The organism is Psychroserpens jangbogonensis (assembly GCF_000797465.1).
GTDB lineage: Bacteria > Bacteroidota > Bacteroidia > Flavobacteriales > Flavobacteriaceae > Psychroserpens > Psychroserpens jangbogonensis.
The window spans coordinates 13,120-38,530 of the sequence record NZ_JSWG01000005.1; the positions used below are offsets into that span (position 1 = coordinate 13,120).

Sequence of the window (25,411 nt, forward strand, 5' to 3'; positions counted from 1 at the left end):
AAAGTTTGCAAATATAACAATTATGATTTGCCTATAACAATTTGAGGCAAATAGTCTTACAGATTAACAGTTTTTGTTGTTTTTTATTGTTTAGTTTCTTTTGTCTTCTCCCCAAAGCATTTTTTTTCTTAACGTATCAATAAAGCTTTCTTGTAGTAACTCAACCATTTTTATTTCGAAATCTGCTTTTTTAATGGTGACTACGGTTGAATTGTGTAAAGTGGCAATTCGAGAATCTAGAGATATTAAATAGTGTTCTTCACGACCATTTACTTTAAGTTGTATTTCGGTATTGTCGGGAATTACAAGTGGTCTTGCATTAAGGTTATGTGGTGCAATAGGTGTTAAAACAAAGCTATCCGTTTCAGGTGTGATTACAGGTCCACCACAACTTAAAGAATATCCTGTAGAACCTGTAGGTGTAGAAATAATAAGTCCATCTGCCCAGTATGACGTGAGGTATTCTGAATTTAAATGCGTCTCAACAGTAATCATTGACGTTGTATTCTTTCTGCTGACCGCGATTTCATTCAACGCAAAATTGGTCTCTATTAGTTCGTCATTTTCTGGTTGTGTTTCAACACACAAAAGGGTGCGTTGCGAAATTTTATAATTACCTTTTATAATATCATCAATAGCAGATTCAATTTGATTGGTTTGAATTGTCGCCAAAAATCCAAGTCTACCAGTATTTATACCAACAATAGGAATTGATAAATCTCTCACATAAGTAATAGCTCTTAAAATGGTACCATCACCACCAATGCTAATTAGCAATGTGTAAGAATCATCTAAAGATTCAAAAGTTTCAAATCCATCTAATCTTGAAGGTTGTTTACTTTCGTGTTTAATAATATTGAAAAAATCATTTTCAATAAAAACAGAGACATTCTTTCTTGATAAAGCATTTAAAAGTACTTCAATACTTGCTTGAGTACTGTTATGATAATATTGTCCGTATATAGCAATTTTCATTATATATCTAGGTATTTTCTAAGGTACTCAGAACGGTCCTTTAAGTTTTCAACATAGGTGTCTTCCTCATGTCCAGAAACTATATTATAACTGTACCTTCTAAAGGTTTGAATAACATCATTTAGTCCTGCATTACCAATTTTTAAAGTGATTTGAACAACATCACTTTCTAATTTAGAAACAAAAGCACCCAATATTTTTGCATCATTAGATTCTACAATCTGACTGACTTCACTAAAGGAATAATCTACCAATCCCTTTTCAATAACTATTATGCCTCCAGGTTCTCTAAAGAAAGGTGTTTGATTAAATAATCCAATAATGTCATTAAGCTCATAATATCCTAAATAATTATTTTTATCACTCAAAACAGGCATAATATTGCAAGAGTTTTGAGCAAAAGTTTCTAGCACATCTAGCCAATTAGTATGCGTTCTTACAAAGAAACCTTCGATTGCGTAATTACATTCCGCAATCGTTTTTTTTCCTTCAAAACAATGTGCATCAGTCTCAGAAACACAGCCTATGTAAGTGCCATTGTTTTCAACAGGAATATGAGAATATGTTAGTTCATTAAATAGCATTTGTAGGTCACTAACCTTGTCAGTAATGCTTAACGGTTTGATATCATTAATAATGTATTCTTGTAATGGCATAATCGGATTTATATTCTACCGCAAATTAATTAAAAATAACCATAAAAAGCAGTAAGTACTTTGTATTTTTGCACCTAAAATATGAACAAATGACTAAGTTAAGTGTAAATATTAACAAGATTGCCACCTTGCGTAATTCTCGTGGTGGTAACACACCTAATGTTGTTCAATTTGCAAAAGATGTTCAGCGTTTTGGAGCTCAAGGTGTAACCGTTCATCCAAGACCAGATGAACGTCATATTAAATATCAAGATACTCGAGATTTAAAGTCAGAAGTTTATACGGAGTTCAATGTAGAAGGGAATCCTATAAAGTCTTTTATGGATTTAGTATTAGAAGTGAAACCTACACAGGTAACTCTTGTTCCTGATGCCGTTGATGCTTTAACCTCTAATGCAGGTTGGGATACCATAACACATAAAAGCTTTTTGACTGAAGTCATTTCGGAATTTAGATCAAACGGAATTCGCACATCTATATTTGTAGATCCTGTGCTTAAAATGATTGAAGGCGCAAAAACTACTGGAGCTGATAGAATTGAACTCTATACCGAAAGTTTTGCTCATCAATATGGATTAGGAAATATGGAAGCTATTGACCCTTTTACTAAAGCAGCAGAATTATCTAACACCATTGGATTAGGGATTAATGCTGGACATGATTTGTCTTTAGATAATATTAAATTTTTCAAAGATCATATTCCTGGTTTACTTGAAGTCTCTATAGGTCATGCTTTGATTTCTGAAAGTCTCTATTTAGGGATTGAAAATGTAGTGCAAATGTATCTTCACAAGTTAAAATAAATGAAATTACACTCTAAAATTTTAGGCGAAGGTCAACCTTTTGTAATTCTTCATGGGTTTCTTGGGATGAGTGATAACTGGAAAACTTTAGGTACAAAATTTAGCCAAGCTGGTTTTCAAGTGCATTTGGTAGATCAGCGTAATCATGGACGTAGTTTTTATGACAACGAATTTGATTATGAGGTATTATCTGAAGACTTAAAACACTATTGCGAAGAGCATCAGTTGGAGAATATTATTCTTTTAGGTCATTCGATGGGTGGGAAAACAGCGATGTTGTTTTCAACTCTTTACCCAGAATTGGTGTCTAAATTATTGGTTGCAGATATTAGTCCGCGTTTTTATCCTGTGCATCACGATGCAATTTTAAATGGGTTAAGTGCTTTAGATTTTTCTGAACTAAAAAGTAGAGGCGAAGCTGACAAAGTGTTATCTCAATATGTTTCAGAAATTGGAACACGTCTATTTTTATTAAAGAATTTATATTGGATTGAAAAAGGACAGTTGGCCTTACGAATCAATCTAGAAGTTTTAAAAGATAATGTTCATGAAGTAGGTGAAGCATTACCAATACATTCTAAATTTGAAAACCCAACACTGTTTCTTCGTGGTGATAAAAGTGAATATGTCATGTCTAATGATGAAGCTTTAATCAAGCAACATTTTCCATTAGCCGAAATAGAAACCATAAGTAATGCAGGACATTGGTTACATGCTGAAAATCCAACGGAATTCTATGATGCTGTCATAAAATTTGTTACATTTAGTTCATAAACTATTTTATTATGAACCTTATTCTTAGACTTTTAGTTACTGCAGGTATTGTGTTGCTATTAGCACATTTTTTACCAGGTGTTGCTGTGAGCGGATTTACAGCAGCTATTATTGTAGCAGTTGTTTTGGCATTGCTTAATGCTATTGTAAAACCAATTTTTATCATTTTAACAATCCCAATTACCATTCTGACTTTAGGTCTGTTTTTGTTAGTTATTAATGCATGCATTATTCTTCTGGCAGACAAGTTTATTGACGGTTTTGGTGTTAACGGTTTTTGGACAGCATTGCTATTTAGTATCTTATTGTCTATTTCGCAATCTATTGCCTATTCATTTTTAAAAGAGAAGAAAAAGTCTTAAAGACGGATTAAATCGATTTTGTTGACACAAGAAAATTTAATTTAAACTATTTTAGATATGAAAAGAGCATTTTTATTATTAATTCTAGCCGTCGGATTATTTGGTTTTCATAAAGTTGAAAACAATAGTCATAATGAAAAACTCAGTGAAGCTCAATTAAAGCTTGTAAAAGAAAACTACGCTTGGAGTTCTGAGGAATTTATAATTGTCAATTTCAGACAGCCAATTAACAGCTGTCATTATGATAATTATAGTAACTTGAAAAATTCTTTAAAATGGTGGACAGATTTTTATTCTAAAATTAAATTGAATAATGTTAGGAATGTTTTTGTTTACGCTGAGGAAAAAAGAGCAAAAAAGATAATAGACTCAAAAAGTCATTATTCAGACATTAATTCTTTTTTTCTGAATAATTTCTTTGTTAATGATAAGACATGTTATGGGATTTTAGTCATTGATAATGATGGAAATTATATTAAAAAAGCAGGAGAATATAATCAAGAGGATGTCATTGAATTAATAAAAAAAATCCAATAGAAATATATTAATATAACTTATAAAACTCTTGTTGTTACATAGGCATCAAACCGAAATTATATTCTGAATGTATTTAGTATTATAGATATTGAGTAACATATTGTTGGGTTGCAAAAAATATCGTATTTTTGCAGCCCAATTTTGATATGATTTAAAATGAATATTACAAGAGAAAACATCGATGCATTAAATGCAGTGGTAAAAGTAGATATCGCAAAAGAAGACTATAGCGATAAAGTTGAGCAAATATTAATCGATTACCGTAAATCGGCTAACATTCCTGGTTTTAGAAAAGGACATGTGCCAATGGGAATGGTAAAAAAGCAATATGGTAAAGCCGTATTGGTTGATGAGGTTAATAAGTTATTGCAAGACGCACTTAATAAATACTTAACTGAAGAAAAATTAGATGTACTTGGTAATCCGTTACCAAAGCCTCAAGATGATTTAGATTGGGATTCTGATGCGTTTTCATTTGAGTTTGAATTAGGTTTAGCGCCTGAGTTTGAAGTAAACTTAAAAAGCAAAAAAGCAATTACACATTACAATATTGTCGCAGATAAGAAAATGCTTGATGATCAAGTAGAGAATATCAGAAAGCAATATGGTAAAATTGTATCTAAAAAAATCGTTGCTAAAGATTCTGAAATTACTGGTGTTTTTGAAAATGAAGAAAAAGAAATCAATAACTCCGTAACTATTTCTTTAGATAAATTTAAAGGAAAGTCAACTGAGAAACAATTCATTGGTGCTAAAGTTGGTGATGTTGTTACTTTAAAAACTAAAGGATTATTTAACGATGATCATGATTTAATGACCTTTTTAAAAGTGTCTCATGATGATGCACATGGTTTGAATATTGAAGTAAATTTCACAATAAATGAAATCAATTCGAGAGAATTAGCAGACTTAGACCAAGAGTTATTTGATAAAATGTTTGGTAAAGATACTGTAGCTTCTGTAACTGAATTGAAAGATAAAATCAAGGAAGATTCAGAAAAACAATTCGCACAACAAGGTGATCAAAAATTATTGAATGATGTGACTGAGAATTTAGTTGAAAACACAAAATTTGATTTACCAGCTTCATTTTTACAAAAATGGATGCAAACAGCAGGTGAGGATGTTATGGATGCAGAACAGGCTAAAGATGAATATGAAAAGTCTGAGAAGAGTATGCGTTACCAATTAATAGAAGGAAAGTTAATTGAAAAACATAATCTTCAAGTAACATTTGATGATCTTAAAGAACATTCAAGAGAAATGATAAAAGTTCAAATGGCACAATTTGGTCAAATGAATCCTTCTGATGAGGAGTTAGATGGTATTGCAACTCGAATTTTATCAAATAAGGATGAGGTGAAACGTTTGTCTGAGCAATTGATGAGCACTAAATTGTTAGACCTTTACAAATCTGAAGCTAACTTAAAGGCAAAAGAGATAACTTATGACGATTTTGTAAAAGAGTTTTACAGCTAATAAATACATTATAAATTAGTATATTTGAGCGTAAAACTGAATGGTTTTACGCTTTTTTGTTTCACAATAAATTATTACAATAACAGTATATGGATTACGGAAAAGAATTTGAAAAATTCGCAATTAAAGATCAAGGAATAAGCAGTACGTACTACAACAAAATAATTAGTAGTATGTATCCAACAGCTTTAACGCCTAATATTATAGAAGAGCGTCAAATGAATATCGCTATTTTTGATGTGTTCTCGCGTTTGATGATGGATCGTATTATTTTTATGGGAACAGGTATTAATGATCAGGTTGCAAATATCATACAAGCACAATTATTATTTTTAGAAAGTACAGATGCTTCTAAAGATATTCAAATCTACATCAATTCTCCAGGAGGAAGCGTTTATGCAGGTTTAGGGATTTATGATACGATGCAATTAATTAAACCAGATGTAGCAACTATTTGTACAGGTATGGCAGCTTCAATGGGAGCTGTATTGTTATGTGCAGGTGCAAAAGGTAAACGTAGTGGATTAACACATTCACGTGTAATGATTCACCAACCTTTAGGTGGAGCGCAAGGTCAAGCTAGTGATATTGAAATTACAGCGCGTGAAATTGTAACCCTTAAAGAAGAATTATATAACATCATTAGTAAGCATTCGGGTCAAGATTACGACAAAATCTATGAAGATAGTGATCGTGATTACTGGATGAAAGCAGATAAAGCTAAAGAATACGGGATGATAGACGAAGTACTATCTAGAAAATAAATATATATAAATAGTAAGTTAAGTACTGGTTGAAGCTTTTAAGCCTAAACTATACTTTTTACTTTTAATTTAAAACATGGCAAAGGAAGATTTAGAATGTTCGTTTTGTGGTAGAAAGAAGCCAGAAACAAGTTTGTTAATTGCTGGATTAGATGCACATATTTGTGATCGTTGTATCGAGCAAGCACATGGTATTGTTTTAGAAGAATCTAAACAGTCAGATAATGCAGAGTTGTCGTCTGAGTTGATGCTTAGAAAACCGCGTCAAATTAAAGCCTTTCTTGACGAATATATTATTGGTCAAGAATATACCAAAAAAGTAATGTCTGTTGCTGTTTATAATCACTACAAGCGATTACTTCAACCAACTACAGATGATGATATTGAAATACAAAAGAGTAATATCATTATGGTTGGTCAAACAGGTACAGGTAAAACACTTATGGCGAAAACAATTGCCAAAATGCTTAATGTACCTTTAGCAATTGTTGATGCTACAGTTTTAACTGAAGCTGGTTATGTAGGAGAAGATGTTGAAAGTATTTTAACACGCTTATTACAAGCTGCCGATTATAGTTTAGAAAAAGCTGAGAAGGGAATCGTTTTTATTGATGAGATTGATAAAATCGCTCGTAAAAGTGATAACCCATCTATAACTAGAGATGTCTCTGGTGAAGGTGTACAACAAGCTTTACTTAAATTATTAGAAGGTACAGTAGTAAACGTTCCACCAAAAGGAGGAAGAAAGCATCCAGATCAAAAATTCATTGAAGTCAATACAGAAAACATTTTGTTTATAGCAGGTGGTGCTTTTGATGGTATTGAACGAAAAATATCTAAACGTCTTAACTTAGCTGCAATAGGCTATAAGGCTGCTCACGAAGGAGATTCATTAGATAGCAATAATTTATTGCAATATATAAACCCTAAGGATTTAAAAGATTTCGGATTGATTCCTGAAATTATTGGTCGTCTTCCTGTATTAACATACATGGATCCTTTAGATGCTAAAACACTAAGAGCTATTTTAACAGAGCCTAAGAATGCCATTATCAAACAATACAAGAAATTGTTCGAGATGGATGATATTGATTTCTCAATTACAGATGGTGCATTAGACTTTATTGTAGATAAGGCTGTCGAGTATAGATTAGGAGCTAGAGGCTTGCGTTCGTTATGTGAAGAGATTTTAACTGACGCTATGTTTGAATTGCCAAGTGGTGATGAGAAAAAGCTTAATGTTAATAAATCTTATGCAGAAGGTAAATTAGAAAAAACAACTTTAAAGAAGTTGAAGGCAGTGTCTTAAATTTCAATTTTTTTTAAAAAAAATAAAACCACTCTTTTGGAGTGGTTTTTATTTATTTGGATTTAAAAACTAACATTGCTAAAACAATATTTATAAATTTTCACAATGTATTTATAAGGGATAAATTGATAATTGCGAATATATTTCTCTTTATTACTTTGTAAATATAATGGCAATTAATTGAGATTAAAAACGACTTTTGGTTGTTTTGGACAAACCGAATTAAATACTCGTTATGTGGTGTGTCCCAATGTTCTTTGTCGGATAAATTTGAAATCCGTTTCCAGTCATCGATAAACTAAATTAATTTTTTAATCAACTTAGAGAGTTTTCACTAGCATTTAGCTCTAGTAATTCATCCATATATTCACGATTATTCGATAATCGCGGAATTTTATGTTGACCACCAAGTTTATTATGTTGCTTTAGCCAATCATAAAATAAACGTTCTCTGGCAATATGAACTATAGGCATATTGAGTGTCATGTCATTAAAACGTTTGGCTTCGTAATCGGAATTGAGTGATTGAAGAGTACTGTCAAGAAGTTGTTTAAATTCACTTACGTTGTTTGGAGGTGTTTTAAATTCTATCAACCATTCATGAGATCCTTTTTCTTTACCTTTCATAAAAACAGGTGCAGCCGTGTAATCAACAATTTCGGCATTAGTAGTTTTGCAAACCTGTCGTAAAGCATCCTCTGCATTTTCAATAATTAGTTCTTCGCCAAACACATTAATATGATGCTTTGTTCTCCCTGATACTTTTATTCTGTAAGGGTTTGTTGAAGTAAATCGAATTGTATCTCCAATCTTATAACGCCAAAGTCCAGCATTAGTAGTTATAATAACGGCATAATTAATACCAACTTCTACTTCACTCAATGGAATTACTTTTATGTTTGAAGTGCCATAAGTTGACATAGGTATAAACTCATAAAAAATACCGTAGTCTAACATGAGCAATAATTCGCTACTATTATTGTGATCTTGAATGGCGAAAAAGCCTTCCGAAGCATTATAGATTTCATAGTATTTAAAAGCGGTTTTTGGTAAAATGGCTTTGTACTGATCTACATAAGGCACAAAACTTACACCACCATGAAAATAGACTTCAAGGTTTGGCCAAATATCAAATAAACTGTCTTTACTAGTCGCATCTAAAACATTATTCAATAAGACCAACATCCACGAAGGAACTCCAGCTAAACTGGTGACATTTTCGTTTATGGTCTCTTCTACAATAGCTTGCATTTTAGTTTCCCAATCGCTCATTAATGATACACGACTACTAGGTGTACTGCTAAACTCTGCCCAAAATGGCATGTTGTCAATAAGGATAGCAGACAAATCTCCAAATACAGTACCATTTTCTTTGTAAAGTTCTTTACTACCACCTAGACGTAAACTCTTTCCCGTAAATAATTGTGAATCTTCATTATTGTTAAGATACATACAAAGCAAATCTTTACTTGCTGCATAATGACAATCTTCCAGCGATTCTTGACTTACCGGAATAAATTTACTTTTTGCATTTGTGGTTCCGCTAGATTTTGCATACCATTTTATAGAAGTAGGCCAAAATATATTGTTTTCGCCTCTACGAGATCGTTCTATTACATTTTGATAATCTTCATATGAGGAGATGGGAATGCGTTCAGAAAATGTGTTGTAATTCGTTATGGAATCAAAGTCATATTGTTTCCCAATTTCAGTCTCTTTTGCTTTAGAGATAAGCTGAAAAAGTAATTCATTTTGTACTTCATTAGGGTATTTTAAAAAAAGTTCAATCTGATGAAATCGCTTTTTTAAGAACCATGATGCAATTGAATTAACTAAGGGAATCGGCATTTTTATAGTATCTTTATTTTTTAAAAATAATACTTTTTTTTATATGTTTTATCAAGGTGTTTTAACAAAGATGAAAACAGAGTTTGCTGAACCTATTCAATATTATTTGATACTTGGGATTGATTTCTTGAATATGAATCAGTTACTAGGTAAAACCATTACAATGCAATTTGTAAAACACCAGTGTTTAAAATGTGGATTAGACAAACCAATTTACCGACAAGGCTATTGTAAACAAGATTTTTTCGATATTCCTCAAGCAGGTGATTGGATTATGAGGCCAGAATTAAGTACAGCTCATTTAGGAAAAGAAGATCGTGATTTGGACTATGAAAAGAGGGCGCAATTACAACCGCATATTGTATACTTAGCGAATTCAAGTAATGTTAAGGTTGGTGTGACTAGAAAAAGTCAAGTACCAACACGTTGGATTGATCAAGGTGCTCATGAAGCAATAGAAATAGTAGAAGTGCCTAATAGATATCTCGCTGGAATTACAGAAGTGGCGCTAAAAGATCATGTTGCCGATAAAACCAATTGGAGAAAGATGTTGAAAAATGATGTTGAAGACGAAAGCTTAGTCGAGTGGCGTGAACGACTTAAAACTTACATTCCAGAGGAAGCTCAAGACTATTATATTGCTTCTAATACTGAAACTAAATTAGATTTCCCTGTATTAAGCTATCCTGAAAAGCCGAAAAGTCTCAATATTGAAAAGGAGCAAAGTTATACAGGTAAATTAGTAGGTGTTAAAGGTCAATATCTCATTTTTGATGATGATACAGTTTTTAATATAAGGAGTAATGAAGGGTTAGTTGTAAAGTTCACAATTGCCTAATAGTATCTATATTCACCAAAACTCATTCAATCTCAAATTAGGAATTAACGGGAAACAGTTTTAGAAGCTTAGTTTTATTGCTTGTGCTATTCCAATAATTATTAATAAAATTCCAGTGATTTTATTAATGACCAGCGTAATATTTTTCACTTTATTTTTAATGGAAATGCTAAATCTACTATATAAGTATAAGGTAATTAGTTTGCCAATATAAACTCCAGCAAAAAATAAAAACAGTACTTGTAATGGAGATCCTAATGATAGCATCAAGTTGTTATTATTGATAATTCCGAAAGCAAGAATCCAATAGATTAAAACGGGTGGATTTAATATGCCTAAAAGAAAACCAGTAACATATTTAGAAGATGTGATTTTTTTCTTCTTTGAAACGTTTTGTTTGCTCTTTTTAAACAAGAGGAAACTGCCTACAGCCATTAAAATAACAACGATTACAATTTGAATCCACATATTTTGTTCGAAAAACTCACGAATGACAAGGTTACAATGTAAAGCGTAGTATGATAATACAACCTCTGCAATACCAGCAGCCACAGCAATTTTGAATGCTTGTTTTGCATTTTGCTTTATGGTCGTATTAATGACTGCAATGTTTGAAGCGCCTAATGGCAATGCTCCAATTACACTTGCTAAAATTCCGATAAGAAAATATAGAATAATCATGTAAAGTTTGTAGGGAAGGTTTTAGAAAACTTACAAACTGAACATAAAAAAAGCATACTTTATGAAAAGTATGCTTTTTTTATAGTAACAAAAAACGACTAGATATCCTCTTGATCTCTTAAGTTTTGGATATATCCAGCTTTTTGTATTTCTCTTCTTCTTTTTACTGAAGGCTTTGTGAAAAACTGATTCTCACGAATATTTTGCATCGTTTTTACGTTACGGTGTTTTCTTTTGTAACGCTTTAAAGCACGTTCGATACTTTCTCCTTCTTTTACTAATATCTTAATCATTTACTTGGTTTATTGTTTATAATTTATCCTAAATATGTCTTCAATATTTTACTTTTTGAATCTTGACGCAAACGTCTAATTCCTTTTTCACGTATTTGTCTAACACGTTCTCTTGTTAAATCAAATGTTACTCCAATTTCATCAAGAGTCATTGGTGGCTCATTACTTAAACCAAAATTTAAACGTATCACATCACTTTCTTTTTGTGATAACGTATCTAAAGCTCTGTTGATTTCCATATTTAATGATTCTTTCATTAAATTGTTATCTGGATTTGGTGACTCACCAGATTTTACAACATCATATAAGCTTGACGTTTCTCCTTCTTTTAAAGGTGCATCCATTGATAAATGACGACCTGAATTTTTTAAAGATTGTTTCACTTCTGAAACAGTCATGTCTAATTCATGAGCAATTTCTTCAGCACTAGGTGCTCTTTGATGTGATTGCTCTAGAAATGAAAACGCTTTATTGATTTTATTTATTGAACCAATTTTGTTCAAAGGTAATCTAACTATTCGAGATTGTTCTGCTAAAGCTTGTAAAATTGCTTGTCTAATCCACCAAACAGCATAAGAGATAAATTTAAATCCCCTAGTTTCATCAAAACGCTTTGCAGCTTTAACTAAACCAGCATTTCCTTCGTTAATTAAATCGGGAAGTGTAAGTCCTTGATTTTGATACTGTTTAGCAACAGATACTACGAAACGTAAGTTAGCCGTTGTAAGCTTATCTAAAGCAGCTTGATCTCCTTCTCTAATACGCTGAGCGAGTTCAACTTCTTCCTCAGCAGTAATCATAGGTAACTTGCTGATATCTTGTAAATATTTGTCTAGTGATTTAGATTCGCGGTTGGTAACTTGTTTGGTAATTTTTAATTGCCTCATATATTCTGTCTTATTTTAAAAGTTCGCAAGAGCTCAATCTAACTTTTAATTTGACAAAAGCAAATAATTGAGCAATTCTTTATAAAAAATAGTCAAAAACAGTTGATTTTAACTTTTTTTTAGGTTTTGATGTCTGAAAATCACTTGTTTTTAGTGGAATCCTTCTTTTTCTTCTTGCCTACAAGCAGGTTTCCAAGAATTCCTTTTACACCTTCTTCAATTGGGTCTTTGGTTTTTGTACTATCTGTTTTTGTAGAAGAAGAGTCTTTAGAAGTGTCATTTTTATTACCTCCTAAAAGTCCACCTAATAGATCCTTTACTTGATCAGTGCCTTTGTCTATTAGTTTTTGTTTTTCAATTTCGATAAGTTGTTTCGTAAGGTTAGAAACTCCACTTGATAAATCTGTTTTTACATTAGGGTTTGTATAACTTCCAGTAATGTTTGCCGTAACAGGGATAGTAATATTATTGGTCTCATTGTCATTTATTTTTCCAATCAAACGATTTACATCACTTCCTAAATATTTTGCTGGCACATCAAAAACAGCATTATAATCTAATGTTTTGTCAAACCCATGAGACCCTGAAACTTGAATGTCAATATCTTCATACTTAAGATTGAAGGGTTTTACTGTTACTTTTCCATCTGAAAAATCGAGATTAGCTTTCACATCTTTCAAATCTAACTTACTAAAGTCCACAAAGTTTATAGCGCCTTCTAATTTGCTCAATACTGAACCTTGTTTAGGATCAATGTTAGTACTTAATAATTCTGCAAAGGCATCACCTGTAACGGTATTCAGATTAGGAGAAAATTCGCTATCTAATGTTCCTTGAAGATTTATTGATGTGTTTAGTTTTCCTTGTATGGCCTTTGCTATTGGTGCTAAATTCTGAAGTAAATCTAAGCCTTTAAACGATTTTGAAATATCAAATCCATCTGCACCAAGATTCAGATTAAAAACAGGTGTATCTGTTTTTGTTGACACTTTTCCTGTAATCGCTAAAACACCATCAAACAAATTACTAGTCATATTTTGAAGATTCGCTTCTTGGTCTTTTATTGACAGTGTACCTTTTACATTCTTTAGATTTAGATTATCATAAACAACAGTTTTTGCATTGGCATTAATTGTACAGTCTAAGAAATCTGGAATTTTAAGCGATTGTGATTCTGATGTAGTTTTGTTTGAGGATCCTGATGTTGTTTCGTCTTCAATCATAAAATCACTAACCACAAAGTTGTTAGAATTTACATCAAAATTGCCCTGTAACTTTTTATCGCTTAATAAAAAACCGAGAAGATTTTTAATATTTCCAGTAGCTGTAAAATCACTTGTTCCGGTTCTGGCATCAAAACTATTCAGTTTTACAGAGCCAGGTTTAAAAGTCATATCAGCCTTACTAATTTGAATAGGATTTACAATGTCTTGAGATGAGAACACAAAGTCAGTGACGCTCATGCTTCCACTATTCTTAATACGATTAAATGCATTTGTTTCAATAGCATTCATATCAAACTGAGTATTGAGTTTTGTTTTTAAAATTCCGCTTAATTCCTTATCAAAATCTATTGGATACGCTTTGGTTAGGTTTCCAAGATTAAGCGTGCCATCAATATCAGCATTTACAAACATGTTTTTTGTAAGATTCTTTACTTTTGCAGATGCCTTAAACACATCATCATCAATTTTAAAATTGAGCGTTTTAATGTCTACATAAGTATCGTCTGCTTGTCCTGTTTTGTTTTTGATAGCTGTATCAATTGTAATATTACTAACGCGCTTTGGTAAATCAGGATACTTAAAAGAGGCATTGTCGGACGTGATACGAATGTCTAAAGTTGGAATGGTTTCTTCAGTTACTTTACCTTTAATAACTCCATTTACTTTGAAATCTCCTGTGGCTTCTACGTCCTCAATGTTTTTAGAATAGGCTTCTGGGATCACAGCTAAGAAATCTTTAAATGATGATTCTGGATTCTCAAATGTGATATCAATGTCTTGACCATTTTCTAAAAGCTGCACATAGCCTTTAAATTCTAGTGGCAGTTGATTAATAAATGCTTTGTTGTCTTTGAAAGTATATTTCTGATTGTTAAGGTCTAAACCAATCAATGCATCTAACTTTATACTATTATTATTAAGGTATTTAGTGCTGTCAATACTCATACTCACATTGGTCGAGGTTTCAGTATCAAGTTCTGAGTTTTCTGCACCGAACGTACCATGACCAGAATGATTCAATTCTGAGAGATACAATTCTGTTTTCGAAATAGCATCCAAATAAGTGATTGCACTATTGTTGATATTGTAATCTTCAATATCAAAAGAGAAACCACTGCTTTCTTCTGTAGATGCTGTAGCGTTTTCCTTTTCCTTTTCCTTTGTGATATCGTAATTATTATTACCTAGCACATCTGTTTTTAAGGTGACTAAAGCTTCATCAATATTAATTGAATTAACCACAATCGGTTCTTCACTTGAAGTCTTAAAAAGCTCGTTTACCGACATTGTAAAAGCTATGTTTTTGGCTGTGACTAAAGTTTCGCCTTCAAATGGTTTGAAGTTGGTAATCACTAAATCTTCTACTTTTACATGTGCCTGCGGAAAACTACGAATTAAGCTTAAACTCACATCACTAAATTCAACTTGAGCATTTAGGTTTTCATTTATAAAACGCTTAACCATATCCTTAATTTGCGATTGAAATGCAAAAGGAATGGCTAATAAAAGAAAGAATATTATGAGTATAGAGATACCTACAATTTTGAGTGCTTTTTTCATAAAATGATGTCTATTCTAATTCGTGTGTAAATATATACGAAGCTTGTTTCACTTTAGACCAATCTATAGTAAAGTTTAGTAAAATTTTAACCCTATTTATAAAGCAATGAATAGCTTAGACAAGCTCAATCTCTTCATTAACTTTTAAATTAAAACGTTTTCTAAACAAATAAACGCCCAAATACAAAAATGGAGTGTCTAGAGCTGCAACTAATACTTTGAAAAGGAAACCACTAATGAGTAAGCCCTTAAAACTACTCCATGGCAGAATTTTAAAAGTGCACAATAAAAAGACAATAGAAAAGGTGTCGATAAATTGTGAGAACCAAGTTGAAAAATTATTACGTAACCATAAATGTTTTCCTTTGGTCAGACGCTTCCAAAAGTGATAAATTTGAATGTCAATAAACTGTGCAAATAAATAAGCTGTCATACTTGCAAAAACAGCAATTGCTGAATTTCCAAACACTGTTGAAAACAGGTCATCTTGAACAGGAGAACTATTTATAGCAGGAACACTATCAGATACCAAAATAATTAATAATGAAAACACCGAAGCGAAAATGCCAGCAATCACAACTTGGTTTGCGCGTTTCTTTCCATAGATTTCACTAATCAAATCTGTGATTAAAAATGTAATTGGATAAGGTAAAATCCCAACAGATATCTCAAATAACTTCGCGCCAAAAATTTCTACATCAAACGGATACCAATAAAAAAATTTTTGAAATATAAGATTCGACACAACTAATGAGGTGATAAAAAGGGCAGCTAAGAACAAATAAATTTTTTGAGCAGCAAGTTTGTCTTTTATGGTCATAAATTGTGAATAAATACTTACCGTAAATATACGTCAAAGTGATTTTCTTTTCATTATTTTGGCATTCATTATGAATCCACCTAATCACGTTTACATAGCTCTTGGTAGTAATAAAGGCGACAGGCTAAAGAACCTGCAGGACGCCGTTGATTTAATTTTCAAAGAAATTGGGAAAATTAATATCATTGCTAAGGTTTATAATACTCCTGCATTTGGATTTAAAGGAGCTGATTTTTTAAATACATGTCTCTATGCTGAAACTGATTTTTCTTCGGAAGATGTTTTAGACAAATTATTAAAGATTGAAACAAAATTAGGACGTTCTAGAACAACTTCAGAATCTTATGAAGCCAGAACGATCGATTTAGATGTTTTGTTTTACAATGATGAGGTTATTGACACTAAAACACTTAAGGTTCCACATCCTGAATTGCAAAAACGAAAGTTTGTATTATATCCTTTGCATGATATTGCTTCAAAGTTTAAGCATCCAATTTTAGAACAGACCGTAGCTGATTTAAAAGAAGCTTGTGATGACAAAAGTGATATAGAGCCTATAAAAATTTGGCTTAAGAATCCTACCAAGAAGTTTAATTTTTCAAATCAGAATTATATTGCAATTGAAGGGAATATTGGAGCTGGGAAAACAAGTTTGGCTAACAAGATTGCTCGTGATTTTAATGCAAAACTAATTTTAGAACGCTTTGCTGATAATCCGTTTTTGCCAAAATTTTATGAAGAGCCACAGCGTTATGCCTTTACTTTAGAAATGTCATTTCTTGCTGATCGTTATCAACAAATAAGTGATGATTTATCGCAATTAGATTTGTTTAAAGACTTCATGGTAAGCGATTACGACATTTATAAGTCGCTCATTTTTTCAAAAATCACCTTGCCTGAAGATGAATTTAAACTTTACAGAAAGTTGTTTTACTTGATGTATAAAGATATTGCTAAACCAGATTTGTATGTGTATCTCTACCAAAATACAGAACGTTTACAAGAGAATATCAAAAAACGTGGTCGTGATTACGAACAGAATATTGATAGCGAATACTTAGAAAAAATCAATTCAGGGTATTTAGAATTCTTAAAAAACCAAACGGAACTCAATGTTAAAATAATTGATATTTCTGAGAGAGACTTTGTGAAAAATCGAACCGATTATTTATGGTTGCTGAAAGAAATTTGTAATGCATAATGGGGCATCGTATAGAAGTTATTGAAGATCGATATGTTGTTGGTGTGACAACTAAAACATCTGTTTTGACAATAAATGAAAAGACAAGAGAATTGGCAAAATCGTTTATGCCAAGACGACATGAGATTACTTCTAGAATAGGTAAACATGTATTTTCTATTCAAGATTATGGCAAGGATTATTTGCCGACAAATCCAAATTCAGAATTTGATAAATGGGTTGCTATTGAGGTTAAAGAACTTAATAACGTGCCAGAAGGAATGGAATCATTTATTATTAAATCTGGAATCTATGTGGTTTTTAGTTTTAAAGGTTCTGTTTTAGAGTTTCCAAGACAAAGAGCTTTTATCTTTCAAGAATGGTTACCAAATTCAGATTATCAATTAGATAAAAAAGCACATTTCGAAATTTTAAGTGAAGACTACAGTAAAGATCTTCAAAATATTGAAGAAGATATTTGGATTCCAGTTAAGAAGAAATAGAGTTCATTTTACTAAACACATCCCAAACCACAACACCACAACTCACCGAAATATTTAGAGAATGTTTGGTTCCAAATTGCGGAATTTCAATAACTAGATCACTAGCATCAACAACATCTTGAGCAACACCTTTAACTTCGTTTCCAAAGACTAAAGCATAAGTCAGATTGGTTTCAGGCTGAAAACTGTCGAGCATTGTGGCACGTTCAGCTTGTTCTATGCTTATTATTTTTAAGCCTTCAGCTTTCAGTTTTTCAACAACATCTAACGTGTGTTCGGCATATTCCCAATCCACAGTCTCAGTACTCCCTAAAGCCGTTTTTCTAATGTCATTATGAGGAGGTTTTGCAGTGATTCCACAGAGGTAAATTTTTTCAACTAAAAAAGCATCACTTGTTCTAAATACCGAGCCAATATTGTTAAGACTTCTTATGTTATCAAGAATAATAATAAGAGGTGTTTTTTCTGCAGATTTAAATTCATCTACATTTAATCGGTCAAGTTCACTGTTTTTTAGTTTTCGCATGTTAAAATCTTACACGTTTTGTAGATAACTTATGGTTTTTGAGCTTTATAAAACTTCAAATTATAAGTACATTAGCAGTCTTACAATTTTCACAAAAATACGTAAAACCATTGGCTAAAAAAGTAAAAAAAGTTACACCATTAATGAAACAGTACAATGCCATTAAGGTAAGGTATCCAGATGCATTGTTATTGTTTAGAGTAGGGGATTTTTATGAAACCTTTGGAAGTGACGCTGTAAAGGCATCTAAAATATTAGATATTATTTTAACCAAAAGAGGTGCAGGTAGTGAAACTGAAACCGAATTAGCAGGTTTTCCATATCATTCTTTAAATACCTATTTGCCTAAATTGGTAAAAGCAGGTTGTCGTGTTGCTATTTGCGATCAACTTGAAGACCCAAAGCAAACTAAGACGATTGTAAAACGAGGTGTCACTGAATTAGTCACTCCAGGTGTTGCATTAAATGATGACATTTTACATTCTAAAACGAATAATTTTTTAGCTTCTGTTTATTTTAGCTCACATTCAGTTGGTGTGTCTTTTTTAGATGTTTCTACTGGTGAATTCTTTATATCTCAAGGCGATGAAGAATACATAGATAAACTACTTCAGAATTTTAAACCAAGTGAAGTATTGGTTTCAAAACCGAGTAAGTTAAAATACAATGCTGCTTTTGGCAATGATTTTCATGCCTTTTATTTAGAAGATTGGGTGTTTCAAGATGATTATGCAAATGAGACATTGCTTAAACATTTCAAGACTAAATCATTGAAAGGTTTTGGTATTGAAGATTTGTATGAAGGTATTGTGGCTTCTGGTTCAATTTTGCATTACTTGAGCGAAACACAACACCATAAATTACAACATATAACGTCTATTCAGCGCTTAACAAAAGGAGAGCATGTTTGGATGGATCGTTTTACGATTAAAAATTTAGAGTTGTATCAATCTACCAATCAAAATGCGGTGACTTTAGTAGATGTGATTGATAAAACCATTTCACCAATGGGAGGACGTTTGCTTAAACGATGGTTGGCTTTTCCATTAGTGAATTTAGAAGCTATTAATAAGCGTCATGATGTCGTCGAGTTCCTTAAGGAAGATGTAACATTGTTAAGTAAGTTTCAAAATCAACTAAAGCAGATTGGCGATATTGAACGATTAATTTCTAAGGTTGCTACAGCTAAAATTAGTCCGAGAGAAGTTGTTCAGCTTAAAAATGCTTTAGAAGCCATTGTGCCTGTAAAAGCTTTAGCTGGTCAATCTAAAAATAAAGCATTGCAATATTTAGGAGAACAGATGGATGCTTGTGATACACTTCGTGAACGCATAAAAGCGACGTTAAATGAAGAGGCTCCAGTAAACATATTAAAAGGACATACAATATCTTCTGATTTTTCAGAAGAATTAAAAGAGCTTAGAGGGCTTTCGGCTTCTGGAAAAGAGTATCTAGATAAAATGCTAGAGCGCGAAAGTGAACGAACCGGAATTACGTCTCTTAAAATTGCGTCAAATAATGTATTTGGGTATTATATAGAAGTTCGTCATACTCATAGAGATAAAGTTCCTGAAGAATGGATAAGAAAGCAAACCTTAGTTAATGCAGAAAGATATATAACTGAAGAATTAAAGGAATACGAAACAAAAATATTAGGAGCCGAAGAGCGTATTTTAGCTATTGAGCAACAATTATTTTCAGAATTAATCAACTGGATGATTGCTTATATAAAACCAGTTCAGAAAAATTCAGCTTTAATAGCGCAATTAGATTGCCTTTGTGGTTTTTCAAAATTAGCTATAGAGCATAATTATTCAAGACCTAATCTAACCGAAACTTACGAGTTAGATATCATAAACGGGAGGCATCCAGTCATAGAAAAGCAATTACCACATGGTGAGCCTTATATTGCTAATGATGTCTATCTAGATCGTGAGAAGCAACAGATTATTATGATTACTGGTCCAAACATGTCTGGTAAATCGGCCATTTTACGTCAAACAGCATTGATTGTATTATTAGCCCAAATGGGAAGCTTTGTACCTGCTGAAAGAGCAACCATTGGATTAACCGATAAGATTTTTACCAGAGTTGGTGCTAGTGATAATATCTCTATGGGAGAATCAACATTTATGGTTGAGATGAATGAGACTGCTTCAATTTTGAATAATATTTCAGATAGAAGTTTAGTTTTACTCGATGAAATAGGACGTGGAACAAGTACTTATGATGGTATTTCTATCGCATGGGCTATTAGTGAATATTTACATGAACATCCAAGTAGAGCTAAAACATTGTTTGCGACCCATTACCATGAGTTGAATGAAATGTCTGAAACGTTTGATCGTATTAAAAACTTTAATGTTTCGGTAAAAGAATTAAAAGATAATGTGTTATTCTTAAGAAAACTTGTTGAAGGTGGAAGTGAACATAGCTTTGGTATTCATGTAGCTAAGATGGCAGGAATGCCTCAGCAAGTTATACATCGTGCCAATAAAATACTAAAGCAATTGGAGAAATCACATTCAAGTGAAGAATTAACTGATAAGGTGAAGACATTAAACAATGAAATGCAATTGAGTTTCTTTAATTTGGATGATCCTTTGTTAGAGCAGATAAAAGAAGAGATTGTTAATATAGATATTGATACTTTGACACCTGTAGAAGCGCTTATGAAACTCAATGAAATTAAGCGTATGTTATTGAAAAAGAAGCGTGCATAAAAAAAGTTATTTTTTTTTATTTAAAAGGCTTTGCTTTTCTGATAAAAGTCTTAAATTTGCCCTCGCAATTACAACAAACGTTCATTAAAATAATTGCTATAATGCGAAAGTAGCTCAGGGGTAGAGCATCACCTTGCCAAGGTGGGGGTCGCGGGTTCAAATCCCGTCTTTCGCTCTACGCTTAAAAATATACCAATTTAGTCCGTCGAGACTAAAACGCTGAAGTGGTGGAATTGGTAGACACGTTGGACTTAAAATCCAATGTCCCTTGGGACGTACGGGTTCAAGTCCCGTCTTCAGTACAGTGAAAGAAGGTTAATTACTTAATTAATAAGTAGTTAGCCTTTTTTTTAGTTTGATACTTATACGTTTTCTATAACGTTTCAATCATTTAACTACTATAATTATACTAATACTCACTTTTTAATTGCATCACCTTTAATATAGTTCCAATAAAAAACAGACGTAATTAATCACGATACTTAGGTTGTGAAAAAGTCTAACCAGTCTAATCAAAGTCTAATCAAAAGTTTAACATTGAAATTCAATGTAACTACTCATATATCAATATATTATATACGCAATTAAAGAAAAAGTCTAACAGTCTAATATAAATGTATAGTCTTAGTTATTATTGGAGCTATAAATAGTAAGCCTTTTATTATTGGAACTTGAAGATTATTCTTAATTATACTAATGTGAGTATCTCTAGTATGATTTCAATCATTAAGGAATCCCGTAACGCACAAACTTATAATTGTAATAGTTTTGAATTATGATTTATATCATAAAATACTCTCATCCAATGATTTAAATTTGTTCTTTATTAATGATCAAGTAATTAGAACTAAGTATTAACAAAACTGAACATTTCTTTAGAATTGCAGGTGTAGGTATAAGGCGGATATAGGTAATAACTATATCCAATTGTTACGTACAATTGCTCATTCTCACTCAAGTATAAAACCTTACTCATTCTCTCTTTGTGTTAGCTTCTTTAGGCGAAGCCTGCTTACTCAAAACTCATTATGTGAGCTAGTTTACGGTTTTATGTGATTACTCCTTCTCGCCTATCTCTAGCGTCCTTATGGCAATACCTGTTTACTCATATGTTTCGCAACAATACTTAACAACGTGTATAATAAATGCTTTACTCAAACTTCAATTAAAATTTATATATTTAAACATACGATTTGCTTCTACTGAAAATCCTGCGGATTATAAGTCGCACAAATCATACACGAACACGTTGTGGGTAATTGCCTGCGGCACATAGAAACCGCGTTTTGCAAACGCTCCTTTTCTACTAATTACCCACAATGCTCCCTGTTGATCGCACCTCGACTAATTAATGTATATTTATGCAGTTCCTTGTGAGCTCCTCAAGAAACTACACACAACATAATGTATAGCGAATGAGGCGCGAACATAGCTCTTCGTGAGGCGCGCCTCACTACGCTATACACAGGGAGCATTGTGTGTAATTATCACAAAAAGAATAGAATTATGACAAAAAAAACTTTTCAAAAAAATTTCCTTTTTATACTGGCGATAATTTTCTCGCTTTCAATGAACGCCCAAGATGATGTTATTCTTAAAAGTGATGGAGATGAAATGCATGGTAAAATCTTAAAAATAAATAAAGAAGACCTTCAATTTATTTACAAAAATGAGACCATAGAATATACTGTTAATAAGTCAGAAATTATAAAAATCACATTCAGCTCTGGTAGAATTGAATTCTTCAATAAAAAAGCTACTACCTCAAATTCAAATCTAAAAGAACATCACAATAAAGTAGCAATTTTACCCTTTGGATATATTAAAGACCAAGAAACTAGTAACGCAATAATGACTAAGAAAATTCAACAAGAGACATATACAATTTTCAAAAAAAAAGCGATAATTCTGCAGTTTCAAGACCCTACGACAACAAATGCTTTACTAGCAAAAGCTGGAGTCAATAATAACAATGTTGAAGGCTATACAATGGGTGAAATATGTAATATCTTAAATGTAGAATATGTTGTTCAAGGATTGGTTTCTATCGAAAAATCTACAATGACCCAATATAGCAATACCACAACGACATCTAAAAACAAAAACAAAAGAGCTTATATAGATAGCAAAGGAAATATTGTAGGTGATATTTGGAATAACACGGGTAACAACAAAAAAACCAGCAACAGTAGCAGTTATAGTACTGCCACACAAAATTATTCAACAAATATTACTATGAATGTTTTTAGTGACAAAGGTGACAACGTTTATACCAAAGAACACGCTTCTTTTTGGCAAACTCAAGATGCTTATAAAATTACATTAGCATTTCTTGCCAAACGGACACCTATATATAAACGATAAAAAGTATTTTAGTTTGAATTAATAATGAATTATGATATCAATAATAACTGTGCCCAAAAACTTTTATAGCTCACTTCTGGTTTTGTGTCTATTCGTTTTCTTTTATTAATTTAGTGATTACAAACGCTACTAAGCATAAAAGAACACGTTGTGAGCAATGAAAAGAATATGAATAAAAATATACCTTTTTTTTTAAAATTAAACAGGATTGATTGGTTTCGATTGAAAACTATAATGTTAACATCTATATTGTTTCCATTATTTTTTACAATTTCCATCTATCTATTCTTAGGATACTTTAATGCAAAAGCTTCTGAATTTTTTGATTTTACTGCGGAGTTAGAAGTTAGTTTAATAGAAGGTGTTATTTCTGGGCTTGTAGTTGTATTACTTGAAACCTATATATTTAAAAAGCACTTTAGGAAATCCAAGTCTATTATAAGAATTGGGTTAAAAACTATTATCTACGGCATTGTTATTTATTTGACCAAATTTGGTTCTTCATATTTTTATGTTTCCTCTGAATCGGCTGAATTCATAAGTACCTATAGTAAAGACTATTTGGGTATTCTTACTTCTAGAGGAATATTTTATAGTTTGGGAGTCCATATGTCAGCAGTTATCGTAGCTCTGTTTCTAATTGAAATCGATTCTTTCCTAGGGCAAGGTGCTACTATGAATTTATTGTTGGGAAAGTATAATAATGCAAAAGAAGAGAATCGTGTATTTATGTTTATGGATTTAAAATCTTCAACAACTATAGCTGAGAAATTAGGGCACCTTACCTATAGCAAATTAATTCAAGATTGTTTTATCGATGTTACTAAAGCCCTTTTAAAACACAAAGGATCAGTATATCAATACGTTGGAGATGAAATTATTATTAGTTGGAAAAATATAGATGAATCAAATATTGAGGACATTGTTAATACGTTCGAGGTGTTTAGAGATACACTCAAAAACAAATCTGAATATTATACTAAAAACTATGATGTTGTCCCTGAGTTTAAAGCTGCTGTTCATAAAGGAAAAGTTGTTATGACTGAAGTTGGAGAATTAAAAAGAGAGATTGCTTTTCATGGAGATGTATTAAATACAACTGCTAGATTGGAAGGTTTATGTAATGAAAAGGGTTATTCATTAATTGTATCAAATACTATATACAATCTTTTTGTAAATCCAGAGACCTATAAATTGATAGAATTAGGCGGATTAGACCTACGAGGAAAACATGAAAAGGTAATCGCATATGGTATGCTACCCTATGTATTATAATTGATAATAACAAATTAAACAACGTTGTGTGTAATGTAAAGCAACCAAAATAAAATTATGATTTTAGAAAAAAGAATACCTATTACATATTGGTTCAATACTATTAAATGGAACATACTAATAGTCTCGGTTTTTTCAGCGATAGTCTATTTTATATCAGAATATTTTATTGATATTAATATTCCTATTTCAGTAGGAGCATTTTTAGGAACAGCCATAGCCTTGTTACTATCTTTTAAATTAAGTCATTCTTATGATAGATGGTGGGAAGCTAGAAAAATTTGGGGATTGATTGTTAATGATTCTAGAACCTTTGTCCTTCAACTTAAAGGATTTACAAAAAGTGGAAGTAAAGAAATCACAGACAGGATGGCCTATAGACAAATTGCCTGGTGCTATTCTTTTTCACAGAATTTAAGAAATGAAAATGCTTCTATAAATATAAATGAATTTATATCTCAACAAGAATTAAAATCTATTAGAAATCAAAATAATATTCCCTTAGCTTTATTAAATTACCAGTCACAAGATTTATCTATTTTACACGAAGAAAAGCGAATCAATGACTACCAACAAATCCAAATAGATAATACTCTTGTAAAACTTTGTGCTTCTATGGGTAAAGCAGAACGAATAAAAAACACTGCTTTCCCAAAAACATATAGAATGACTTTACACCTTTTTATCTATATTTTTTTGGTCTCACTTTCATTAGCCTTAACGGAAATGCATAGTCTAGTCGAAATACCAATTATGGTTTTCATTTCTATTCCATTTTTTTTAGTCCAAAAAATCGCATACAATATTCAAAATCCATTTGAAAACAAGCCTACAGACACTCCAATGACAAGTATCTCTAGAACAATAGAAATTAATATCAAGCAGCAATTGGGTATTGAAAATGTACCTGAACCCATAACTCCAGATAAGTTTTATATTTTATAACAAAACACTACACACAACAACGTGTATAATCAATTGCTCGTTATTTGTGTACTCGGAAAATCCTGCGGATTTCCCTACTGGTT

The 25,411-nt window shown here is 31.8% G+C and carries 23 protein-coding genes and 2 tRNA genes; 16 read left to right on the forward strand and 9 right to left on the reverse strand.

Annotation, left to right across the window (positions count from 1 at the left end; translation table 11 throughout):
- Positions 1-90: 90 nt before the first annotated feature.
- Positions 91-975: an NAD kinase gene (locus RH81_RS03405; RefSeq protein ID WP_033957797.1), complete on the reverse strand. Its 885-nt coding sequence runs from the start codon at positions 973-975 to the stop codon at positions 91-93.
- Positions 975-1,631: a CBS domain-containing protein gene (locus RH81_RS03410; RefSeq protein ID WP_033957798.1), complete on the reverse strand. Its 657-nt coding sequence runs from the start codon at positions 1,629-1,631 to the stop codon at positions 975-977. Before RH81_RS03410 ends, RH81_RS03405 begins: the two co-directional genes overlap by 1 nt.
- 89 nt (positions 1,632-1,720) lie before the next feature.
- Here RH81_RS03410 and RH81_RS03415 point away from each other — a divergent pair, with 89 nt between their 5' ends.
- The 7 genes from RH81_RS03415 (at position 1,721) to clpX (ending at position 7,659) form a co-directional block, all read left to right on the forward strand.
- Positions 1,721-2,434 carry a pyridoxine 5'-phosphate synthase gene (locus tag RH81_RS03415; RefSeq protein ID WP_033957799.1) on the forward strand — a complete coding sequence of 238 codons (714 nt, stop codon included), beginning with the start codon at positions 1,721-1,723 and terminating at the stop codon, positions 2,432-2,434.
- A complete protein-coding gene (locus RH81_RS03420) occupies positions 2,435-3,208 on the forward strand; it encodes an alpha/beta fold hydrolase (RefSeq protein WP_033957801.1) in 774 nt (257 codons plus the stop codon).
- A gap of 11 nt (positions 3,209-3,219) precedes the next feature.
- A complete protein-coding gene (locus RH81_RS03425) occupies positions 3,220-3,570 on the forward strand; it encodes a phage holin family protein (protein ID WP_033957804.1) in 351 nt (116 codons plus the stop codon).
- Between the two features lie 57 nt (positions 3,571-3,627).
- Positions 3,628-4,107 carry a hypothetical protein gene (locus RH81_RS03430; RefSeq protein ID WP_033957807.1) on the forward strand — a complete coding sequence of 160 codons (480 nt, stop codon included), beginning with the start codon at positions 3,628-3,630 and terminating at the stop codon, positions 4,105-4,107.
- Between the two features lie 156 nt (positions 4,108-4,263).
- Entirely contained in the window at positions 4,264-5,586 is a 1,323-nt protein-coding gene (tig, locus tag RH81_RS03435) for a trigger factor (RefSeq protein WP_033957808.1), read from the forward strand.
- An 89-nt stretch (positions 5,587-5,675) separates the two neighbouring features.
- The gene (gene clpP, locus RH81_RS03440; RefSeq protein WP_033957809.1) at positions 5,676-6,350 is read left to right on the forward strand and encodes an ATP-dependent Clp endopeptidase proteolytic subunit ClpP; all 675 of its coding nucleotides are present in this window, start codon (positions 5,676-5,678) and stop codon (positions 6,348-6,350) included.
- A gap of 76 nt (positions 6,351-6,426) precedes the next feature.
- Positions 6,427-7,659, forward strand: a complete 1,233-nt coding sequence (clpX, locus tag RH81_RS03445; protein ID WP_033957810.1) for an ATP-dependent Clp protease ATP-binding subunit ClpX — start codon at positions 6,427-6,429, stop codon at positions 7,657-7,659.
- A gap of 315 nt (positions 7,660-7,974) precedes the next feature.
- On the opposite strand, the gene RH81_RS03450 is transcribed toward clpX, so the two are convergent.
- Complete coding sequence (locus RH81_RS03450; RefSeq protein WP_033957811.1) at positions 7,975-9,507, reverse strand: GH3 auxin-responsive promoter family protein; 1,533 nt, start codon at positions 9,505-9,507, stop codon at positions 7,975-7,977.
- A gap of 43 nt (positions 9,508-9,550) precedes the next feature.
- Between RH81_RS03450 and RH81_RS03455 the strand changes: the two genes are divergently transcribed.
- Positions 9,551-10,345 (forward strand): DUF2797 domain-containing protein, encoded by a 795-nt coding sequence (locus RH81_RS03455; protein WP_033957814.1) that lies wholly within the window; start codon positions 9,551-9,553, stop codon positions 10,343-10,345.
- Positions 10,346-10,405: 60 nt separating this feature from the next.
- On the opposite strand, the gene RH81_RS03460 is transcribed toward RH81_RS03455, so the two are convergent.
- From RH81_RS03460 to RH81_RS03480, 5 genes are all read right to left on the reverse strand, one after another.
- Positions 10,406-11,026 carry a LysE family transporter gene (locus RH81_RS03460; RefSeq protein ID WP_033957815.1) on the reverse strand — a complete coding sequence of 207 codons (621 nt, stop codon included), beginning with the start codon at positions 11,024-11,026 and terminating at the stop codon, positions 10,406-10,408.
- Between the two features lie 98 nt (positions 11,027-11,124).
- Positions 11,125-11,319 carry a 30S ribosomal protein S21 gene (gene rpsU / locus RH81_RS03465; protein WP_033957818.1) on the reverse strand — a complete coding sequence of 65 codons (195 nt, stop codon included), beginning with the start codon at positions 11,317-11,319 and terminating at the stop codon, positions 11,125-11,127.
- Positions 11,320-11,342: 23 nt separating this feature from the next.
- A complete protein-coding gene (locus RH81_RS03470) occupies positions 11,343-12,206 on the reverse strand; it encodes a sigma-70 family RNA polymerase sigma factor (protein WP_033957821.1) in 864 nt (287 codons plus the stop codon).
- Between the two features lie 140 nt (positions 12,207-12,346).
- Positions 12,347-14,992, reverse strand: coding sequence for an AsmA family protein (locus RH81_RS03475; RefSeq protein ID WP_033957823.1), 2,646 nt, complete (start codon positions 14,990-14,992; stop codon positions 12,347-12,349).
- Between the two features lie 115 nt (positions 14,993-15,107).
- Positions 15,108-15,812, reverse strand: a complete 705-nt coding sequence (locus RH81_RS03480; protein WP_033957830.1) for a queuosine precursor transporter — start codon at positions 15,810-15,812, stop codon at positions 15,108-15,110.
- A 70-nt stretch (positions 15,813-15,882) separates the two neighbouring features.
- Between RH81_RS03480 and folK the strand changes: the two genes are divergently transcribed.
- A complete protein-coding gene (gene folK, locus RH81_RS03485) occupies positions 15,883-17,013 on the forward strand; it encodes a 2-amino-4-hydroxy-6-hydroxymethyldihydropteridine diphosphokinase (RefSeq protein ID WP_033957832.1) in 1,131 nt (376 codons plus the stop codon).
- A complete protein-coding gene (locus RH81_RS03490) occupies positions 17,013-17,495 on the forward strand; it encodes a GyrI-like domain-containing protein (RefSeq protein ID WP_033957834.1) in 483 nt (160 codons plus the stop codon). The genes folK and RH81_RS03490 overlap by 1 nt, the downstream gene beginning before the upstream one ends.
- On the opposite strand, the gene RH81_RS03495 is transcribed toward RH81_RS03490, so the two are convergent.
- Positions 17,482-18,021, reverse strand: a complete 540-nt coding sequence (locus tag RH81_RS03495) for an RNA methyltransferase (protein ID WP_033957836.1) — start codon at positions 18,019-18,021, stop codon at positions 17,482-17,484. The two genes, RH81_RS03490 and RH81_RS03495, sit on opposite strands and share 14 nt — an antisense overlap.
- 110 nt (positions 18,022-18,131) lie before the next feature.
- On the opposite strand from RH81_RS03495, the gene mutS reads away from it, so the two are divergent.
- The 6 genes from mutS (at position 18,132) to RH81_RS03525 (ending at position 25,328) form a co-directional block, all read left to right on the forward strand.
- A complete protein-coding gene (gene mutS / locus RH81_RS03500) occupies positions 18,132-20,744 on the forward strand; it encodes a DNA mismatch repair protein MutS (protein WP_033957862.1) in 2,613 nt (870 codons plus the stop codon).
- 103 nt (positions 20,745-20,847) lie between these two features.
- Positions 20,848-20,919, forward strand: a tRNA-Gly gene (locus RH81_RS03505).
- Positions 20,920-20,962: 43 nt separating this feature from the next.
- Positions 20,963-21,046 (forward strand) — tRNA-Leu (locus RH81_RS03510).
- 1,267 nt (positions 21,047-22,313) lie between these two features.
- Positions 22,314-23,108, forward strand: coding sequence for a hypothetical protein (locus RH81_RS03515; RefSeq protein ID WP_033957840.1), 795 nt, complete (start codon positions 22,314-22,316; stop codon positions 23,106-23,108).
- Positions 23,109-23,342: 234 nt separating this feature from the next.
- Entirely contained in the window at positions 23,343-24,383 is a 1,041-nt protein-coding gene (locus RH81_RS16325; RefSeq protein WP_161791970.1) for an adenylate/guanylate cyclase domain-containing protein, read from the forward strand.
- A gap of 57 nt (positions 24,384-24,440) precedes the next feature.
- Positions 24,441-25,328, forward strand: coding sequence for a bestrophin family protein (locus RH81_RS03525; protein ID WP_033957843.1), 888 nt, complete (start codon positions 24,441-24,443; stop codon positions 25,326-25,328).
- Positions 25,329-25,411: the final 83 nt, after the last annotated feature.

What these genes read in the sequence shown, in the direction of transcription:
- RH81_RS03410 (WP_033957798.1), bottom strand. Translation starts at nt 1,631, where the DNA reads ATGCCATTACAAGAATACATTATTAATGATATCAAACCGTTAAGCATT.
- RH81_RS03480 (WP_033957830.1), bottom strand. Translation starts at nt 15,812, where the DNA reads ATGACCATAAAAGACAAACTTGCTGCTCAAAAAATTTATTTGTTCTTA.
- RH81_RS03475 (WP_033957823.1), bottom strand. Translation starts at nt 14,992, where the DNA reads ATGAAAAAAGCACTCAAAATTGTAGGTATCTCTATACTCATAATATTC.
- RH81_RS03450 (WP_033957811.1), bottom strand. Translation starts at nt 9,507, where the DNA reads ATGCCGATTCCCTTAGTTAATTCAATTGCATCATGGTTCTTAAAAAAG.
- clpP (WP_033957809.1), top strand. Translation starts at nt 5,676, where the DNA reads ATGGATTACGGAAAAGAATTTGAAAAATTCGCAATTAAAGATCAAGGA.
- RH81_RS03415 (WP_033957799.1), top strand. Translation starts at nt 1,721, where the DNA reads ATGACTAAGTTAAGTGTAAATATTAACAAGATTGCCACCTTGCGTAAT.
- RH81_RS03470 (WP_033957821.1), bottom strand. Translation starts at nt 12,206, where the DNA reads ATGAGGCAATTAAAAATTACCAAACAAGTTACCAACCGCGAATCTAAA.
- tig (WP_033957808.1), top strand. Translation starts at nt 4,264, where the DNA reads ATGAATATTACAAGAGAAAACATCGATGCATTAAATGCAGTGGTAAAA.
- RH81_RS03430 (WP_033957807.1), top strand. Translation starts at nt 3,628, where the DNA reads ATGAAAAGAGCATTTTTATTATTAATTCTAGCCGTCGGATTATTTGGT.
- RH81_RS03515 (WP_033957840.1), top strand. Translation starts at nt 22,314, where the DNA reads ATGAACGCCCAAGATGATGTTATTCTTAAAAGTGATGGAGATGAAATG.
- RH81_RS03455 (WP_033957814.1), top strand. Translation starts at nt 9,551, where the DNA reads ATGTTTTATCAAGGTGTTTTAACAAAGATGAAAACAGAGTTTGCTGAA.
- RH81_RS03405 (WP_033957797.1), bottom strand. Translation starts at nt 975, where the DNA reads ATGAAAATTGCTATATACGGACAATATTATCATAACAGTACTCAAGCA.
- rpsU (WP_033957818.1), bottom strand. Translation starts at nt 11,319, where the DNA reads ATGATTAAGATATTAGTAAAAGAAGGAGAAAGTATCGAACGTGCTTTA.
- clpX (WP_033957810.1), top strand. Translation starts at nt 6,427, where the DNA reads ATGGCAAAGGAAGATTTAGAATGTTCGTTTTGTGGTAGAAAGAAGCCA.
- RH81_RS03420 (WP_033957801.1), top strand. Translation starts at nt 2,435, where the DNA reads ATGAAATTACACTCTAAAATTTTAGGCGAAGGTCAACCTTTTGTAATT.
- RH81_RS03490 (WP_033957834.1), top strand. Translation starts at nt 17,013, where the DNA reads ATGGGGCATCGTATAGAAGTTATTGAAGATCGATATGTTGTTGGTGTG.
- RH81_RS03460 (WP_033957815.1), bottom strand. Translation starts at nt 11,026, where the DNA reads ATGATTATTCTATATTTTCTTATCGGAATTTTAGCAAGTGTAATTGGA.
- RH81_RS03495 (WP_033957836.1), bottom strand. Translation starts at nt 18,021, where the DNA reads ATGCGAAAACTAAAAAACAGTGAACTTGACCGATTAAATGTAGATGAA.
- RH81_RS16325 (WP_161791970.1), top strand. Translation starts at nt 23,343, where the DNA reads ATGTTAACATCTATATTGTTTCCATTATTTTTTACAATTTCCATCTAT.
- RH81_RS03525 (WP_033957843.1), top strand. Translation starts at nt 24,441, where the DNA reads ATGATTTTAGAAAAAAGAATACCTATTACATATTGGTTCAATACTATT.
- RH81_RS03425 (WP_033957804.1), top strand. Translation starts at nt 3,220, where the DNA reads ATGAACCTTATTCTTAGACTTTTAGTTACTGCAGGTATTGTGTTGCTA.
- folK (WP_033957832.1), top strand. Translation starts at nt 15,883, where the DNA reads ATGAATCCACCTAATCACGTTTACATAGCTCTTGGTAGTAATAAAGGC.